The following is a 17,733-nucleotide window of genomic DNA, read 5'->3' as shown; positions in this document are numbered from 1 at the left end:
CTTTCCCTACTTTCGATTGAAGATACCGCCAGCCAGCCAGTCGCCCACGTGTGGGGCCAACGTATAAAAGGTCGCGCCCACGCTCATCAGCCACGGCGCGTTGATCTCACGCACCGGGTGGTTGAAGCTGTCCACGATGCGCGCGGCAAGCTTGACCGGATCCAGCACGATCCAGTTGACGCGCTTGAGGTAATCGTTCGCCTCCGCCACGCTGAAGAAAGCCGTGTCGATTGGGCCCGGGCAGACGGTGGTCACGCGGACCCCAAACGGTTTGAGCTCCAGGCGTAACCCGTTGCTGTACCCGACTACCGCAAACTTGGTGGCGGAGTAGACAGCCGACTTCGGGGTCGCCATTTTGCCCGCCATCGAGGCGATGTTGATGATGTGCCCGCGCCGGCGCGCCACCATCTGCCGGCCAATCAGCTGCGTCATGTACATCGTGCCCAGCACGTTGACGCGCATCATCCGCTCCACGGTAGTCATCGAAGTCGCCAGCGCATCCTCGAAATGGCCAAACCCGGCCGCGTTGACCAAGACGTCGACCGCCCCGACCTCACGCGCGATGCGCGCCACAACCGCCTCGATGGCCACCGGATCGGCGACGTCACACACGTACGCGTAGGCGGGCTGCCCGGACAGTGCCGTGGCTTCTGCCTGCGCCGCCAGCAGTTTGTCCTGACGCCGCGCTAGGAACACCACCGTGGCACCGCGCTTGGCGGCGGTTAACCCGATGGCCCGGCCGAGGCCACTTGAGCCGCCTGTGACAACGACAATCTGATTCGCAAGACTCGACATTTCACACGCTCCTTTACTTGACGAATGGAATCACGATCTCCTCGAGGTCGCGTACCACATGGGTGTTAGCAAAAATCTTCTGGGCACTGGCCTGCAGCTGCATCACCGCGCGCCCGACATAGCGCGCCGAAATGTGGTTCAACAGCAGCTGGTGTGCCCCGGCCGCCTTGGCCAGCTTGGCCGCCTGCAGGTTGGTGGCGTGGTAATACTGGCGCGCCAGCTTCGCCTCGTCCGGGCCAAAGGTGGCCTCATGCACCATCACCGTTGCATCCTTCGCCAACGCGAGGGTTTCGTCGGTCGCCCGGGTGTCGCCAAAAATCGCAACGGTTCGGCCCGGCTGTGCGGCCCCAATGAAGTCCTGCCCGGCAAATGTGCGACCGTCTGGCAAGGTGATGACCTCACCGCGCTTGAGCTGCGCGTACAAGGGGCCGGCAGGGATCCCCGCGGCCCGCACCTTATCGATCAACAGCTCGCCGGGGTGCGCCTTTTCCTCGATGCGATAACCCAGGCTGGTGATGCGGTGGGTCAAGTGACCAAAGCTGACGCGGAACGTCGCATCGTCAAAGATGACCCCGGGGGTTTCCAGCAACACGAAGTTCAACTTGTACGGTAACCGGGTCTGCGTGACCTGCAGGCTGGTGCGCACAAAGCGCTCGATCCCACTTGGGCCATAAATGGTCAGAGGCGCCTCGCCACCTTGGTTCGCCCGACTCGCCAAGAAGCCCGGCAAGCCGAAGATGTGATCCCCATGCAGGTGAGTCAAGAAGATCTTAGTGACCTTACGGGGCCGAATGGTGGTTTGCAAAATTTGGTGTTGGGTCCCTTCACCGCAGTCAAACAACCAGACCTCATTGCGTTCGTCCAGCAGTTTCAGCGCCAGACTGGAAACGTTGCGCGTTTTGGATGGCGAGCCCGCGCCGGTGCCCAAAAATAAAAGTTCCATTTGCGTTTCTTCCTCACTATGCATGCGAACATGCAGACTACGGCTAAGTGTACCACATTTACGCCCCCAGCTGGGACCATCCCGGCCCAAACCAAAGGCGCCCTGGCATAAGCCGGACGCCTTGGGATCACTTCAGGTGCTGAACGATTTGGTTGACCACCAGCGCCGCGTAGTACTTATTCCCGGTCGGATTCATGTGCACCTGATCGTCATAGAACCACTCCGCATGCGCATCGGCCACGCCACACCAGTCAATGATCGTCAGGTTACTGTACCGCTTCGCCGCCGTATCCAGCAACTGATTCACCGCGTTTTGCCACGGCCGTGTTGGCACATGCGCGTTGATCCAAAACACCTGGCGATCCGTTCCCACGGCGGTCATCACCTGATCCAGTTGGTTCGTGGTGAACGCCCCGTTCGTCCCTGAGCCGATCACAACCACTTTGGCCAGCGCACCACTTTGCGCGTAGCCTTGGATCAGATCAAGCCCTTGATACATCTGGCGGGAAATGCCGGCATCGATGTACGCGTGCGGGAGCAGTTCGGCCAGCGTTGGCTTCGCATCTAGCATGACGGAATCGCCCACCGCAGTCACCGTGAGGCCCTGGGCCACCGTCAACGCCGCCGTGTCGATGCCATAGGCGGTGTACGCGCTGACGGCCTCAGGCAGCGTTGCGGCCGAAGACTGACTCGCCGCACTGGCCGCCGACTTCGAGCTGGCCGCGCGACTCGACTGGTCAGCCGCGATCCGCCGCTTGATCGTCGCCAGGCTGGCCTTGTCGTCCGCCGCCGTAGCTTCATTCGCACGTAAGGCTTTGGCAACCGCACTGTCGTTGGCCTGATCTTTGACACCGGGGGCGAGAAACAGTGCGACCGTCCCCAACCCCAGCACCATCAGGAGCACTGCGCGGCCCGTCACCCGCGGCCAAGTCCACTGTGCCGGGCGCAGATGCCACTGCCGATGCGCGATGGGTTGCTCCAAGAAGCGGTACGACAGCGCACTGATCGCCAGGATCAACGCCACCTCGATCACGGGGTACAACACCGGATGGGCGGCAACGTTGCGCACGCCCACCTCCCAAAGGATCATGACGGGAAACTGGTACAGGTAGATGCCGTAACTGCGCGCCCCCACCCAGTGAAAGGCGCGATTGGTGAACAGCTTCCCCCACAACGTTGCGGGGGAAGCGACCACGGCAACCAACACCGTGGTCGCACAGGTGAAGGCAAACATCCCGCCTTCATACACGACGTCCCCCTGCGCATTCAGGCTCAGCAGTCCCCACACCAGTGCCAGTGCCGCCAGCGTGCCCGCCGCATCCAGAAACCACCGCGCAGAACGACTCAAGTTCACCGCCAGCCGGTCGCTGGGCCAGACAAACGCCAGTGCCGCCCCCAGCAACAGGGCAAACGCCCGTGTGTCCGTTCCATAATAAAGCCGACTGGGATCGGCCGCAGGGTGCAGCGCACAGAGCACCGCCATCCAGATGGCACTGGCCAACGCCAACCCCAACGTAACGCCCAGCGCCCGGGTACGCTTGCCCCCCCGGCGCATCAGTAGCAGAAACAGCACCGGCCAGAGCAGGTAAAACTGCCCCTCGATCGAAAGCGTCCACAGGTGTGTGAACGGGGACTCGTTATTGGCAAAACGATCAAAGTACGACTGGCCATTGGCAATTTGCCACCAGTTGTAGGTGAACGTCAGGTTGGTCAAAACGATCTTGTGAAAGTTTGCCAGCAACTGGCGCGCAAACAGGACCATGAGCGCCCCGGTACCGAACAGCACCGCAACAAGCGCCGGGTATAGCCGGCGCACCCGCCGGCCCCAAAATGCCCGTAACGACAGGCGACCGGTCTGCGCGTACTCCCGCAAAAAACCATCCGTCAGCAGGTACCCCGAGATGACCATAAAAATCAGCACCCCAAGGTAACCGCCGCGAAACAGTTCCGGCCGCAGGTGATACAGGATCACACCGATCACGCCGAGGGTGCGCAGCCCATCAAAGCCGCCGATATAACGCCTTGATGTCGTTGTCTGACTTGCCATGTCAGTTTCCTCCCGCCGCCAAGGTTGGCGTCAGTTATTCCACGAACTCGAAGGTGAAGTCATCAATTGCCACGAGGTCCCCGGTTTCCGCCCCGGCTTCCCGCAGCGCATCGTCTACACCAAGGCTCCGCAGTTGCCGGGCAAACCGAATCGCGCCGTCATCGTGGTCCAGGTTGGCCATCTTGAACAGCCGCTCGACCTTAGCGCCACCGAGAATAAAGGTGCCGTCCGCATCGCGCGTCACTTGAACCTCTTCTGGCTTTGGCGCAAAGGTGTAGGTCGCTGAATCCAGCGCCTTGGACTTCGGTGTGAAGACTGGCGCACTCGCCAGGGCTTTGGCCGTATCCTGCATCAGCTGTTGCACGCCGGTGTGCGTAATGCTGGAGATCGCGTACAGGTCAGCTTCGGCCACTCCTTCGGCCAGCACGGCCGCTTTGAACGCCGCGAAGCGCTCCTGGGCCCCTGGCATGTCCATCTTGGTCGCCACGACCAGCTGCGGCCGCGACAGAATGGTCGGGTCATACGACTCAAGCTCCGTGCGAATCTGGTGGTAATCTTCCAGCGGATCACGGCCGTTGTCCGGGTCCATCTCCACTAAATGAAGAATGACCCGCGTGCGTTCAACGTGGCGCAGGAACTGGAAGCCCAGTCCGACCCCATTGCTGGCGCCTTCGATCAAGCCCGGGAGATCCGCCATCACAAAATCGGTGCCGTCTGCCAACTGCACCATCCCCAAATTCGGCACCAGCGTGGTGAACTGGTAGGCCGCAATTTTGGGCTTTGCCTTGGTGACCACAGACAACAGGGTGGACTTGCCCACCGACGGAAAACCGACGAGGCCGACATCCGCCAGCACCTTCAGCTCCAGGGTAACGAACCGATGCTGGCCGGGTTCCCCGTTTTCGGCAATTTCCGGTGCGGTGTTTTTAGGGGAGACAAAATGGACGTTGCCGCGGCCGCCGCGGCCGCCGCGGGCCACCACCAGCTCCTCGCCGGGGTGCGTCAGGTCCCCGACCTCTTCATGGGTATCCGCGTCAAAAACGGTCGTCCCGGCCGGTACCGCCAGCCGGACGTCTTCGGCCCCGCGCCCGTACATCTGCTTGCCCTGACCGTTACCGCCCGCCTTCGCCTTGAAGTGGCGCTGATAACGAAAGTCCATCAGGGTGCGCAGGCCCGCATCCACATAAAAGATGATCGAGCCCCCTTTACCGCCGTCACCACCGGCAGGGCCACCGAACGGCACGAACTTTTCGTGCCGGAACGCCACCATCCCATCGCCGCCTTTACCGGCCTGTACTTCTACTGTCACTTGATCGACAAACATTGCGTCCTCCTTGGTTGACTCGGGTCAAAACATAGTCTTCCTATTGTACGGGTCATGCGCGCAAAATGCAACGCGACTGTTGCGATCATTATACCAATTTTCACCGCTGGATGCGCGGTGCCCGGAACCCGGCGTGAAAATTAATCTTTTTCCATGAAAAGATAATTATTACCTTTCACTCATCCCCCATTTCGGCTAGTATTTACTCATGACACGACAGCTTCTTTAGTCGGTTAAGGGGGGAAACTAACATGGCACATTGGCACTCACGCGCACTCGCCGAGCTTTTGTGCACGCTCACGATCGGCAGATTTGCCTGGGCCGCACTGAAACCGCAAACGCCGCAAACTGCGGCGTACACGTTGGACGACCAACAGATTCGGTATACGGGCCAGGTCTTCAAGGACCAGTTCAGCGGCACGGGCACTCTCACTTTCAAAAATGGGGATCGCTACACGGGGCACTTCAAGGCTGGCCGCTTCAACGGGGAAGGCACCTTCACCTCACACTCAGGCTGGCAATACCAGGGTCACTTTAAGGCTGGCGCCGTTTCAGGGGCGGGAGTTTTGACCACCGCCAAGCATCAGACATATCGGGGGACATTTGCAAATGGGCAATACCGTCAAGCACACACATCAACGCATTAAGTGGTTCAGTCTGGTGCGCATCACCGGGCTGGTGCTGGTGCTCACTTATCACTTCTTTCAGACCAGTTTTACCGGTGGGTTCATCGGCGTGGACGTTTTTTTCACCTTTTCAGGCTTCCTGATCACCAGCCTGATGGTGGACGAGTTCGTCCGCGCTGACCACTTCGCCCTGTTGGCGTTTTACAAGCGCCGCTTCTACCGGATCGTCCCGCCGCTTGTCTTGGCTGTCTTACTGGTCGTGCCGTTCACGTTTCTGGTGGGGCCCGATTTCATCACCGGCCTTGGCAAGCAGATCGCGGCGGCCCTCGGCTTCGTCACGAACTACTTCGAAATCAACACAGGCGGGAGCTACGAGACGCATTTTATCCCCCACCTGTTCGTGCACACCTGGTCATTAGCCGTTGAGATGCACTTTTACCTCATTTGGGGGGTGCTGGTCTTCGGCCTCTCCCAGTGCGTGCGCCACTTCGGCGGTCGGCGCAGTGCCCAAGCGGCCTCCTTCCGCAGCAGCATCGCCTTGTTCGCCCTCATTCTGAGCATTGCAAGCTACCTGACCCTAGTGATCCGGGCCAACGGTTTGCACGAATTTTCGCCGGTGTACTTCGCGACGGTGACGCATTCATTTCCATTCTTCATCGGCGCGTTTCTGGCCACGCTGACCGGGATCAACACGCAGCCGGCCGCCTTCACGCGCTTCAGTGCCCGGTGGACCGCTTCGACCGCGGCCTTGGTAATGGGGATCAGCGCGCTGGGGTTACTCGGCTTAGGCTTGACCCTGAAGTTCGACCAGCTAATCACCTACCGCTTCGGCATGCTTGCCGCCGTCCTACTAGCCTGCCTCATGATCCTGGCCGCCCGGATTCTCCACGATCACACTAAGACGTTGCGCGAGCCAAAAGTCGTCAGTTTTCTCGCGGACACCTCCTACAGCCTCTACCTGTACCATTGGCCACTGTACGTGGTATTTGCCCACACCATGCCCCACACACTGGCCGTCATCGCGACGGTGGGGCTGGGCCTTTTGTTCTCCGCCTTGTCTTACTATCTGATCGAGCCCACACTGGCCGGCCGCAAGGGGCATCTGTTTGCCCGCCTGGTCACCTGGCCTCAAATTGCGCCGGCCGTGCTCACACTGGCGGCCGTGTTAAGCCTGACGACAGTCTGGCGCGTGCACGCGGCCCCCACCATGTCACACCTCGAGCAAACGCTCTGGATCGGTAGCTTGTATCAGGACCAAGATCAGCTTTACGATGCCGACCGAGCCGTCATGGCGGTCCACCAACCCAAGCCCAAAGCCGTGACGCAAACCACGGCCCCTACCGTCACGGATTACCGCGCCTACGCACACAAAAGCACGGCGGCCAAGCATCACATTCCCGCTGGGGTCTCCATCATCGGCGATTCCGTCACACTCGGCACCAGGCGCTACCTCGGCCCCCATGTGGCGGATTCAAGCATTGATGCCGCCGGCGAGCGCACAATGAACCTCGCCTACGATGTCATGATGGCGCAACAAAAAGCGAATACGTTGCGCGAATTCGTCGTCATTTGCATCGGCACGAACGCGCTAGACGATTACGCCGAACAGCTCAACAAAGTGCTCAATGATCTCGCCCCCGGCCACAAGCTCGTGTTGATGACCCCGTACAATGGTCAGGCCGGGCCGACTTGGAACTCCACCAAGCTGGGCGAGTTGGAGCGCACCCTGCCCGCCAGCTACAAGTGGCTCACCATCGCAGACTGGGGCAAAATTGCGCCGCAACACCCGCATGTATTCCAAGGTACCGATGGCGTTCACTTCGGCGGCCACGATGACGGTGATGTCTTGTACGCTCAGGTCATCAATCAGGCCCTGATCGAAGCGGCCAAGAAACCCGCCAAGAAATAACCACCGACAAAAATGAGGCTGAGACGAAAAGCGGTTTTAGCCCAGAATATACGCAAGGCCTCCTGCAAAACCCGAACTTAGGTTTTGTGGGAGGCCTTGCGTATACGGCTAGGGCGTCGCTTTTCGTCTCGTACTGTCCTAGAATAGTCGCGGCTCATTCTTGGGCCGTTAATTATGTCTCGGCCCCATTTTTATCCGTGCGCGGTCAGCCGCGCACCATCCTGAAGCCGCTCCACGGTGTCAGGTAGTCAAGCAAGAAGGCCTCGTCGGGGTGAATGTGGCCAACCACATTGACGCGTCCATCGTTCGGCATTGCCTGTAGCGCGATCTGGGTTTCCCCTTTGTACTGACCGAACCCATTGTTATCGATCAGTACGTCCCCGCGCGTGATCGGTTGCGTATTGTGCGCCGGAAAATCCCGTTCGGCGTACTTGACCCGCGTCTGCGTGCTACGCAACAGGTACTCGCTGCGGTCCCCACGATAGCTATGCGGGTTATCAAACAGCAGCTCTTGCTCCAGTGCAGTGCTGTCCGCGGCCGGCACCACCCGCAGCGCTGGATACGGCGCCACGAAGGCCTCGTGCGCCGCCTTTAACTCTGCCTCACTCGCATAAGCGTTCCCGATGATCACATCGTTGATGTTGTCCATCAACTGGTAATGCTTCACCTGTGTCGCCAACGGCAGGCTGCGGTGACTTTCGAGCGTGCACAGCCCGTCTTGGGTCGGCCACGGGCCAAAGGTCGCCGCCTGCGAGTTGACGAACGCGGCCGTATTCAAGTTGTAGCGGGTGTACATCGCCGTTGCCAGGTCAAAGAACTGCTGCCCCAGGCCCGAGAAGCGGTGGGGGTAAAAGTTGTGCGACCCCAGCAGATTGTCACGATTGGGTGAAAACGACATGATGTTGTCGATATAGTGTGTCCCCTGCGACATGTTGACTTCGATCTTGATGCCGCATGGATTGCGCGTCATCTTCGCCTCTTCGGCACCAGTGAAGCCCAGATCCAACCGGACGCCCCAGGCCCCTAGGTCATGGAAGAAGGACAGGTCGTCGTAAGTGACCCCCAGCTGATCAAACAGCGCCGGGTTAATGTCGACCATCACTTCCATGCCAAGTGCGTTGGCGTGCGTGATCACGCGCTTGAAGCTGGCCACCACGGCGTCTTTATCGCCTTTGATTTCGAGCAGTGAGGTAAACACGCGCTTGAAGCCGTACGTCGCGGCCAAGTCGAGATACGCCGCGTCTTTTTCAAATGTTGAACGTTCTGGATAAACGGAAACACCAAGTTTTCCCATGAATCAATTCCCCCTTTACCGTTCCAGTCTAGCATAGCGGTTCAGCTCAATGAAAGGGGTTTCTCTAGATTTGTAGGAACAATTTATGAATTGTTCGCACCAATCAACCCACACAACTTTTTTGACTGTTTTTGAACGTTTTAGGTTGATTGTGGATGGTTTTGGCGTATAATTCAAATCGAGGTGATGGAAATGCTTACAGAAGAACGGCAGCGCTACATCAAAACCGCCCTGACCCAGCAACCGATCGTGACCGCCAAAGACCTGATGACGGCGCTTCAAGCGTCGGAGTCCACGATTCGGCGCGATCTTGCCGAGCTTGAGGCCAGCGGCGTGCTTCGCCGGATTCATGGCGGCGCCGAGCGCCTGTCACAGCCGCAAAGCGAACCCAGTGTTCAGGAAAAGGCCACGCAGGCGCTTCAAGAGAAACAATGGATCGCCCAAGCCGCAGCAGCGATGATCGCCCCGCACAGCACCCTGTTTTTGGATGCCGGCACGACCACAGCCCAGCTGATCCCGCTGCTGCAAGACTTGGCGGTGACGGTGGTGACCACCGGCGTCGACAACGCAAGCCAGCTGGCCGACTACGGCATTCCCACGCACATGCCCGGTGGGCGCATCAAAGCGGCCACCAAGGCCACCGTGGGCGCCAGCACCGTGGCTGCCCTTGAGACCCTACACTTTGACATCGCCTTCATCGGGACCAACGGCGTGCATCCCAAGTTTGGCCTGACCACGCCGGATGCCGAAGAGGCGCAAGTGAAAAGAGCCGTCATCGCCCACGCCCGTCAAACCGTGATCCTGGCAGATCCCGCCAAGTTCGGGCAGGTCAGCTTCGCCCAATTTGCGCCGCTGACCACCGGCCTTTTGCTCACCACCAGCCTGGCCGGGCTTTCCCCTGACTACGCCGCGCATTCCAACATTCAGGAGGTCCACCCTTGATCTATTCAATCACCCTTAACCCGTCCATCGACTACGTGGTCACCCTCGATCAGCTACAGCTCGGCCAGGTCAACCGCCTGGCGACTGCCGTCAAACTCCCGGGAGGCAAAGGCATCAACGTCAGCCGCATTCTGCAGGCGCTGGCGCTGCCAACCACCGCGCTGGGGTTCGTCGGCGGCTTCACCGGCCAGTTCATTGAAGCCGAGCTGACGGCCCGCGGCCTGGCCCACGCCTTCACCCCGATCGCGGCAGACACGCGCATCAACGTCAAGCTCAAAGGCGAAGCGGAAACCGAGCTCAACGCGCCGGGGCCACACGTCATCGAGGCTGAGCAAGCCGCATTCTGTCAGGCGCTACAAGACCAGTTGTGCCCCGGGGATGTCGTCGTGATGGCCGGTAGCCTCCCAACCGGCCTGCCCGTCAGCTTCTACCGCGACTTGATCCCGATGATCCGCGCGGCGCACGCCGACTTTGTCATCGACACCACCGGGCAGGCCTTGCTGGAGACGCTGAGCCAACACCCGCTGGTCGTGAAGCCGAACCACCATGAGCTGGCCGCCCTGTTCAACGTGCCAGAATACCCCGACCTGCCCAGCATTGTTGCGGCCGGCCGAGACCTGCTGACGCGCGGCGCCCAGCATGTGCTGGTGTCCATGGCCGGCAAAGGCGCCTTGATGATCACCCCAGAACACGCCTACCACGGGACCGTGCCGGCCGGGCAGGTCGTCAACTCAGTGGGCGCCGGCGATTCCATGCTGGCCGGCTTCACCGGCACGCTGACCCGCACCGGGGATGCGCTGGAAGCGTTCAAAGTCGGGATCGCGTGCGGTAGCGCAACTGCCTTCACGCAGGACCTGGCCACCCGCGCGCAGATCGACGCAGTTTATCACACAATCAGTTTGGAGGAGATCTAATGGATATTCGTGACCTGTTACGCCCAGAAGTGATGATCATGGCTTTGGCGGCCCACGACAAGGCCGGGGCCATCGACGAAATGGTGCAAAAATACGCCGACACCGGAGTCATCACTGATGCCACGCTGTACAAACAAGACATCTTGCGCCGCGAAAGTGAGTCCACCACCGGCATTGGGGACGGTATCGCCATGCCGCACGCCAAGGACGCCGCGGTCACGCGCCCAACCGTGCTTTTCGCCAAAAGCGCCGCTGGGGTCGACTTCGACGCGCTGGATGGCCAGCCGGTCCACCTGTTCTTCATGATCGCCGCTCCGGAAGGCGCCAATAATACGCACCTCGCCGCCCTCGCCGCGCTGTCTTCCCTCCTGATCGAGCCCCAGCTGGTCGCGGCCCTGAAAGAGGCGCAGACGCCGGAACAAGTTGTCCAGCTGTTCACCGCGGCTCAAGCCGCCAAGGACGCAAAGGACGCCGCAGCCGCAACACCCGCCCCGACTCAGGCGGCTTCCTCCGACCAACCGTTCATCGTCGCGGTCACGGCCTGCCCCACCGGCATCGCGCACACCTACATGGCCGAGGCCGCGCTGAAGGAAACCGCCGAGAAAATGGGCGTCGCGATCAAGGTCGAAACCAACGGGTCTGAAGGCGTTAAGCACCGCCTGAGTGCGGTAGACATCGAACGCGCTGTCGGGGTCATCATCGCCGCCGACAAGAAAGTCGACATGCCGCGGTTTGCAGGCAAGCACCTGCTGAACCGGCCGGTCATTGATGGCATCAAAAAACCCGCCGAACTGATTCAGGCCACGCTTGAGAAACAGGGGCCGCTGTACCAAGCCGACGGGGCCCCCGCCAGCACCGAGCCGACTCAAAAGGGCCTGTGGAACCGCATCTACCAGGACCTGATGAACGGCGTGTCCAACATGTTACCGTTCGTCGTGGGCGGCGGGATCATCATGGCGCTGTCCTTCATCTTCGAAAATGCCTTCGGGGCCAAGTCCATGGCCTTCACCTTCACCAACAACCTCGGCAACTACGCCTTCAGTTTTCTCGTTCCGGTACTCGCTGCCTATATCGCGGTATCCATCGGCGACCGACCAGCCCTGATGCCCGGGTTTGTCGGCGGCTACATGGCGACGCTTGCCACCGCTTCGGTGGTGCACGCGCAAAATCCGGCCGGCTTCATCGGTGGGCTCGCCGCGGGGTTCATCGCCGGTTGGCTGATCGTCGGGCTCAAGAAGCTACTCGCCCCGATGCCGCACAGCCTGGATGGGCTCAAAACCATCCTGATCTATCCGGTCATCGGGCTCGCCTTGATGGGCCTGATCATGTTCTTTGCGGTCAACCCGCTGTTTGCTGCCCTCAACGGCGCGCTGATCAACTTCTTGGAAGGCATGGGCACCGGTAACGCCATTCTTGTCGGCGTCATCCTCGCCGCGATGATGAGCATCGACATGGGCGGCCCCTTCAACAAGGCGGCGTACACCTTTGCCATCGGGATCTACCAGGCCTCTAACTTCACCGACGGCCGCTGGATGGCCGCGGTCATGATCGGGGGAATGATCCCGCCGCTGGCCATTGCCATCGCGTCCACCTTCTTTCCTGCCAAGTTCACCGCCACGGAACGCAACTCTGGCCTGTCCAACTACGTGCTCGGGCTGACCTTCATCACGGAAGGCGCCATTCCGTTTGCTGCCACCGATCCGGTGCACGTCATCGGCAGCTCGGTCATCGGCAGCGCCATCGCCGGTGGGCTAACTCAGGTCTTCGGCGTGAACGTGCCCGCCCCACACGGCGGCATCGTCGCCTTGGCGCTCACGAACCAGAAGCTGGGCTTCATCGTCAGCCTGCTGGTCGGCGCCATCATCGCCGGCGTCTTGCTCGGCCTGTGGCGGCCAGCGGCGCAACAGGACTAACGCAAACGGCAGCGCGCAAATAAACGGCGGCGGTAGCACTCCTCAATGGGGCGATCGCCGCCGTTTTAGTCGCCGCCGGGAACGCTTGCGATCATCGCCGCTTTGGCGCTCGGTTTAGGTACACTTTTGCGCCAAAGTTGGTATACTGAAGGGGAAACACACTGAAGGGAGCGCTGACATTTGGATGCCACTCGCTACGAAAAACTGACCGACCATGAGGCGGCCGGCCGTAAATACTTTATCGATCACTGGTTGAGCGAGACGCTGATCGTCTCCTCGGGGGACTACCACTTCGCCGACCTGAACGGCCTGATCGCGCTTGAGCCGGATGACACCGTGGTGGGCCTCATCACCTTCGCGATCCACGGCAACGCCATGGCGATCGTGAGCCTCAACAGCGTCCGCGGTGGCCGCGGCATCGGCAAGCGGCTGTTGGCCCTGGCGGAGAACCGCGCCCGCATGATCGGCCTCACCAAGATGGATGTCTCCGTCATGAATGATAACCTGCAGGCGCTCGGCTTTTTCCAGCGCCAGGGCTACCGCCTGACCAAGATCATCCGCGGCTCCATCGACATCGCGCGGCAGCGCAAACCCGAGATTCCCTTCATCGGCGCAGATGACATTCCCTTGCACGATGAGGTGCTGATGTCCAAGCTGCTGGTGCAACCCAAGTAACCGGCCACGCAAACATGCGCCCAACTGACGATAACGTCAATTGGGCGCATGTTTGGCTTACGGTCAAAGCGAGAGCTTGATCGCCTGGGCCGTGGTTTTGCTGATCCCCAACGCCGTCAGCTCCTCGAGGCTGGCCGCCTTGATGTGCGGAATCGTTTTGAACTCCCGCAAGAGCTTCGTGCGCGTCTTGGGGCCGACGCCCTGGATCGTTTCCAGCCGGCTGGCCAGCGAGTTCTTATTGTGCAGCTGCCGGTGGAACGTGATGGCGAAGCGGTGCACCTCGTCTTGGATCCGCGTCAGCAGGAAGAAGCCCTGCGACTGCGGGTCCAGGTTGATCGGGGTGTCATCATCGCCGAACAGCAGCGCCGCGGTTTGGTGCTTATCGTTTTTGACCATCCCCGCCACCGGAATATCGAGGTTCAGCTCGTTTTCCAGCACGTCTTTGACCGCATTCATTTCAATGGCGCCACCGTCCATCAGGATCAGATCTGGCAGTGGGGCATTCTCCTTCAACAGGCGCGTGTAGCGGCGGCGAATCACCTCGCGCGTGTTCGCGTCTTCGTTGGCGCTGTGGTGGTCTTCGGCGGCGGCCAGCTTATACTTGCGGTAGTTGGTTTTGGCTGCCTGCCCATCGACAAAAGACACCATCGCAGACACCGGCTCCGCGCCCTGAATGTGGCTGTGGTCGAAGGCCTCGATCGTGTGGCCAAACGGCAGACCGAGGGCAGCAAACAGCTCCGCTTGCGCCCCCACGGTGGTCCGGTTATCCAGCTCCATCAGCCGGAACTTCTCCTCCAGCTTGATCTTCGCGTTCTTGTGCGCCAGTTCCATCAGTTGCCGCTTCTCACCGCGCTGTGGGGTCCGCACCGGTAGCCCCAGCACGGATTCCAGCAGCGCGTTGTCCAGCCCGGCCGGCACCAAGACCTCCTTGGGCCGGACATTGTTCTTGCGGTCGTAAAACTGCAGGATGAACGTTTCAAACTCTTCAGCCGTCGAATTGACGATCGGAAACAGCCGGGACTCGCGCTTCATCAGCCGCGCCTGGCGAATGAAGAAGACCTGGATCGATAACCAGCCCTTATCCATGTAAAAATTGAAGATGTCGCGCTGCGTCTTATCCGTTGAAATGATCTTTTGCTTCTCGACCGTCACATCGATGTAGTGCAGCTGGTCGCGCAACTCGGCGGCGCGCTCGAACTCGAGGTGTTCGGCGGCCGTCTGCATCTTGTGGGTCAGCTCGCGAGTCACTTTGCCCGTGTTGCCGTCCAAGAAGCTGCGGATCTTGGCGATCTGCGCGGCGTACTCCGCCTCAGGCACCGTGCGCCAGCAGGGGCCCAGGCACTGCCCCATGTGGTAGTACAGGCACGGCCGCCCCTGGAACCCGTTGCAGCGCCGCAGCGGGTAGACCTTTTGGAGGAAGTGCATGGTTTCTTGTGCGGCGTAGACGTTCGGATACGGCCCGAAGTAATAGGCCCCGTCCTTGCGAATGTCACCGGTGATCAAGATCTTGGGGTCGCGCTCGTTGGTGATCTTGATGTACGGGTAACCGGTCCCCTTCTTCAGCTTGATATTGTAGTACGGCTGCCACTTCTGGATCAGTGTGATCTCAAGTAGAAAGGCCTCCTTGTCCGAGCTCGTGACGATGTAGTCAAAGTCCGCGATTTCGGCAACGAGCTTGGCGGTTTTGCCATCGTGACTGCTTTTGAAGTACGAGCGCACCCGATTCTTGAGGTTCTTGGCTTTACCGACGTAGATGATCTTCCCGTTCAGGTTCTTCATCTGGTAACACCCCGGCAGATCGGGGAGCAAGGCCAGCTTGTGTTCAATGTGTTCCGATGCCACGCGCGTGACCTCCTTTCAAAACAAACGTTCGCCCTCTATTGTACTGATGTTCTAGCCCCCCTGCAAGCACCAGCGACCGCACCGCCGAGCAGACTCAAGCGCGCGTCGCACCAGACCCCGACGGCCCTGAGCCGCCCTGCCCTTTTCACGAGAAACAAAAACGACCTGTCAGAAATCGACAGGTCGCGAGTCGGCAGCGCCTTATTGGGCCAGCACCTTGCTCAAGAAGTCCTTAGTGCGCGCTTCCTTCGGCGCGGTGAAGATCTGCTCCGGGTCGCCTTTTTCGGCAATGATCCCCTGGTCCATGAACCACACCTGATCTGCCACTTCACGGGCGAAGCCCATTTCGTGGGTGACCACGACCATGGTCATCCCAGACTTGGCGAGGTCTTGCATGACCTTCAGCACTTCCCCGACCATTTCAGGGTCCAGCGCACTGGTGGGCTCATCAAACAGCATCACGTCAGGCTCCATGGCCAGCGCGCGGGCGATGGCCACACGCTGCATCTGACCCCCAGACAGACTCGCCGGGTAAGCGTCGGCCTTGTCCGCCAGACCGACCTGCGCAAGCAACTTCTGGGCCTTCGCCGTTGCGTTCGCATCACTGGTGGCCTTGACTTTCATCGGGGCCAGCTTGATGTTTTCCAGGACGGTCATGTTCGGGAACAGGTTGAACTGCTGGAACACCATGCCCATCTTTTCGCGCACGGCGTCGAGCTGCTTTTCAGACAGGCCGACCAGGTTGGTGCCTTCAAATTCGATCTCGCCACTGGTCGGTTGGTTCAGCAGATTCAGGCTGCGCAAGAAGGTGGACTTCCCACCGCCAGACGCCCCGATCACAACGATGACGTCGCCTTGGTTGATGGTTTCGGTAATGTCGTTCAGCACGACATTATCGCCGAACTTCTTCACGAGGTGGTTGATTTGAATCAATGGCTTACTCATGTTTCATCTTCCTTTCAAAGTGACCGAGCAGTTTGGACAGCCCGAATGTGAGGACAAAGTAAATGACCATGGCGACAACGATCGGCTGAACGCCTTTGTACGTCGCGGTTTGAACGACTTTCAGCTGGTAGATCAGGTCCGTCACCCCGATGATGGAGACAATGGAGGACTCCTTGATCAGGGAAATGAATTCGTTGCCCAGCGCCGGCCAGATGTTCTTGATCGCCTGCGGCAGGATGACGCTTTGCATCGTGTCTCGCTGCGACAGCCCCAGCGAGCGCGCCGCCTCAGTTTGACCGGCCGGAATGCTTTCGATCCCCCCGCGGATGATCTCGGCGACGTAGGCCCCGGAGTTCAGGGCCACCGCGATGATCCCGGCGATCAGCGCCGGAATGTCAATGAACATCCCGATACCGAAGTAGACGAACATCACCTGGATCATCAGTGGCGTGCCGCGGACGAACTCGATGTACGCCACGGCCAAGGCTTTAAGCACCTTCACGTGCCCGAGGCGCATCAGGGCGAGCAGCGTCCCTAGCGCAACCCCGATGACCACGGCCACGGCCGTGATCAGCAACGTGTAGCCGATCCCTTTGGCAAAGAAGCGCCAGTAGTGGAACATGGAAGTGTTGGCCGTGTTTTGGGTCATGTACTTGCCGGCAGTCTTCATGTAGGACTTGATCAGGCCTTGTTTCTTGATCTCGGCAATCGACTGGTTGGCCTGGGCCACCAAGGCGTCAGCACCCTTGGCAAACCCGATGGCCTGCCCGTTTTCCTCAGGATCCAGCGACCAGCCGGATTTGATCAGCGCCAGCTGCGAATCGTTTTGCACGTACGCGGTGGCCACCGGTTCCTCGGCAACGACCCCTTCCACCTTGTGCGACTTCAGGGCCAAGATGAGGTCGGTCACCTTGGTCAGCCCCAAGAGCTTGGAGTCCGTCATCTTTTCCTTGACCAAGTCGGCCTGCATGGACCCGGTTTGGGCCCCCACCTGCTTGCCGACAAAGGACTCTGCGCTCTTGTACAGCTTAGCGTCTGCCTTGTTGACGATGATGTCCTGGTTGGCGGTGTAGTAGATGGTGGAAAAATCCACGCTTTGCTTCCGCTCCGCCGTTGGAGTCATGGCGCTCAGCACCATATCGACCTTGCCGGTTTGCAACCCGACCAGTAGTGAGTCAAAGTCCATCTGTTTGATGACTAATTTGACGCCCATGTCGGCCGCGATCTTCTTCGCAATTTCAACGTCGATCCCAACAACTTTGTTCTTCCCGTTCTCATTCACCAAAAACTCGTATGGCGCGTAGTCTGGGCTGGTCCCCATCACCAGGGTGCCTTTGGCCTTAACTTTTTGCAGGCTGTCATCCGCTGCATGGACCGGTGTGGCCGCGGCGGTAAAAGCAGCGGCGAACCCGAGGATCATCAGCATGACCCAGCGCAAGTACTTCTTCATTTGTATAACGTCCCCCTGACAATTTATCATGCTTTAAACAATACACCCTGATTTATTTTTATGCAAGTAATATTCAATTATTTTCAGTCTTGGTTGCCACTGCCCGCAGCCGTC

At 59.8% G+C, this 17,733-nt stretch carries 14 protein-coding genes; 6 read left to right on the top strand and 8 right to left on the bottom strand.

The genetic code is table 11. The features are described 5' to 3' along the window. Positions 1 to 6: 6 nt before the first annotated feature. The 4 genes from EKM88_RS03705 to obgE all read right to left on the bottom strand — a co-directional run bounded on the left by EKM88_RS03705 (position 7) and on the right by obgE (position 5,109). Positions 7 to 795: an SDR family NAD(P)-dependent oxidoreductase gene (locus EKM88_RS03705; protein WP_125703251.1), complete on the bottom strand. Its 789-nt coding sequence runs from the start codon at positions 793 to 795 to the stop codon at positions 7 to 9. Positions 796 to 808: 13 nt separating this feature from the next. After that, complete coding sequence (rnz, locus tag EKM88_RS03700; RefSeq protein ID WP_125703249.1) at positions 809 to 1,738, bottom strand: ribonuclease Z; 930 nt, start codon at positions 1,736 to 1,738, stop codon at positions 809 to 811. Positions 1,739 to 1,865: 127 nt separating this feature from the next. Further along, positions 1,866 to 3,785: an acyltransferase family protein gene (locus tag EKM88_RS03695; protein WP_125703247.1), complete on the bottom strand. Its 1,920-nt coding sequence runs from the start codon at positions 3,783 to 3,785 to the stop codon at positions 1,866 to 1,868. A 34-nt stretch (positions 3,786 to 3,819) separates the two neighbouring features. After that, positions 3,820 to 5,109: a GTPase ObgE gene (gene obgE, locus EKM88_RS03690; protein WP_125703245.1), complete on the bottom strand. Its 1,290-nt coding sequence runs from the start codon at positions 5,107 to 5,109 to the stop codon at positions 3,820 to 3,822. A 251-nt stretch (positions 5,110 to 5,360) separates the two neighbouring features. On the opposite strand from obgE, the gene EKM88_RS03685 reads away from it, so the two are divergent. Together EKM88_RS03685 and EKM88_RS03680 are read left to right on the top strand one after the other, a co-directional pair. Further along, positions 5,361 to 5,756 carry an MORN repeat-containing protein gene (locus EKM88_RS03685; protein ID WP_125703243.1) on the top strand — a complete coding sequence of 132 codons (396 nt, stop codon included), beginning with the start codon at positions 5,361 to 5,363 and terminating at the stop codon, positions 5,754 to 5,756. After that, the gene (locus tag EKM88_RS03680; protein WP_125703241.1) at positions 5,719 to 7,644 is read left to right on the top strand and encodes an acyltransferase family protein; all 1,926 of its coding nucleotides are present in this window, start codon (positions 5,719 to 5,721) and stop codon (positions 7,642 to 7,644) included. The genes EKM88_RS03685 and EKM88_RS03680 overlap by 38 nt, the downstream gene beginning before the upstream one ends. A gap of 205 nt (positions 7,645 to 7,849) precedes the next feature. Here EKM88_RS03680 and EKM88_RS03675 read toward each other — a convergent pair whose 3' ends face one another. Further along, complete coding sequence (locus EKM88_RS03675; RefSeq protein WP_125703239.1) at positions 7,850 to 8,938, bottom strand: DUF871 domain-containing protein; 1,089 nt, start codon at positions 8,936 to 8,938, stop codon at positions 7,850 to 7,852. A gap of 192 nt (positions 8,939 to 9,130) precedes the next feature. Between EKM88_RS03675 and EKM88_RS03670 the strand changes: the two genes are divergently transcribed. The 4 genes from EKM88_RS03670 to EKM88_RS03655 all read left to right on the top strand — a co-directional run bounded on the left by EKM88_RS03670 (position 9,131) and on the right by EKM88_RS03655 (position 13,382). Continuing rightward, on the top strand, positions 9,131 to 9,880 hold the full coding sequence (locus EKM88_RS03670) for a DeoR/GlpR family DNA-binding transcription regulator (RefSeq protein ID WP_125703237.1): 750 nt from the start codon (positions 9,131 to 9,133) through the stop codon (positions 9,878 to 9,880). Next, positions 9,877 to 10,794, top strand: coding sequence for a 1-phosphofructokinase (gene pfkB, locus EKM88_RS03665; protein ID WP_125703235.1), 918 nt, complete (start codon positions 9,877 to 9,879; stop codon positions 10,792 to 10,794). Before EKM88_RS03670 ends, pfkB begins: the two co-directional genes overlap by 4 nt. After that, positions 10,794 to 12,707 carry a PTS fructose transporter subunit IIABC gene (locus tag EKM88_RS03660; protein WP_125703233.1) on the top strand — a complete coding sequence of 638 codons (1,914 nt, stop codon included), beginning with the start codon at positions 10,794 to 10,796 and terminating at the stop codon, positions 12,705 to 12,707. The genes pfkB and EKM88_RS03660 overlap by 1 nt, the downstream gene beginning before the upstream one ends. 180 nt (positions 12,708 to 12,887) lie before the next feature. Continuing rightward, a complete protein-coding gene (locus EKM88_RS03655) occupies positions 12,888 to 13,382 on the top strand; it encodes a GNAT family N-acetyltransferase (RefSeq protein WP_125703231.1) in 495 nt (164 codons plus the stop codon). Positions 13,383 to 13,445: 63 nt separating this feature from the next. On the opposite strand, the gene uvrC is transcribed toward EKM88_RS03655, so the two are convergent. The 3 genes from uvrC to EKM88_RS03640 all read right to left on the bottom strand — a co-directional run bounded on the left by uvrC (position 13,446) and on the right by EKM88_RS03640 (position 17,619). After that, on the bottom strand, positions 13,446 to 15,224 hold the full coding sequence (uvrC, locus tag EKM88_RS03650; RefSeq protein ID WP_125703229.1) for an excinuclease ABC subunit UvrC: 1,779 nt from the start codon (positions 15,222 to 15,224) through the stop codon (positions 13,446 to 13,448). 201 nt (positions 15,225 to 15,425) lie between these two features. Next, on the bottom strand, positions 15,426 to 16,169 hold the full coding sequence (locus tag EKM88_RS03645; protein ID WP_125703227.1) for an amino acid ABC transporter ATP-binding protein: 744 nt from the start codon (positions 16,167 to 16,169) through the stop codon (positions 15,426 to 15,428). Then, positions 16,162 to 17,619, bottom strand: a complete 1,458-nt coding sequence (locus EKM88_RS03640) for an ABC transporter substrate-binding protein/permease (RefSeq protein WP_125703225.1) — start codon at positions 17,617 to 17,619, stop codon at positions 16,162 to 16,164. The genes EKM88_RS03645 and EKM88_RS03640 overlap by 8 nt, the downstream gene beginning before the upstream one ends. Positions 17,620 to 17,733 lie beyond the last annotated feature (114 nt).

Source organism: Lacticaseibacillus daqingensis, from assembly GCF_003946115.1.
GTDB lineage: Bacteria > Bacillota > Bacilli > Lactobacillales > Lactobacillaceae > Lacticaseibacillus > Lacticaseibacillus daqingensis.
The sequence above is the reverse complement of the archived record's forward strand: the minus strand, read 5'-3'. Positions and strand labels throughout refer to the sequence as shown.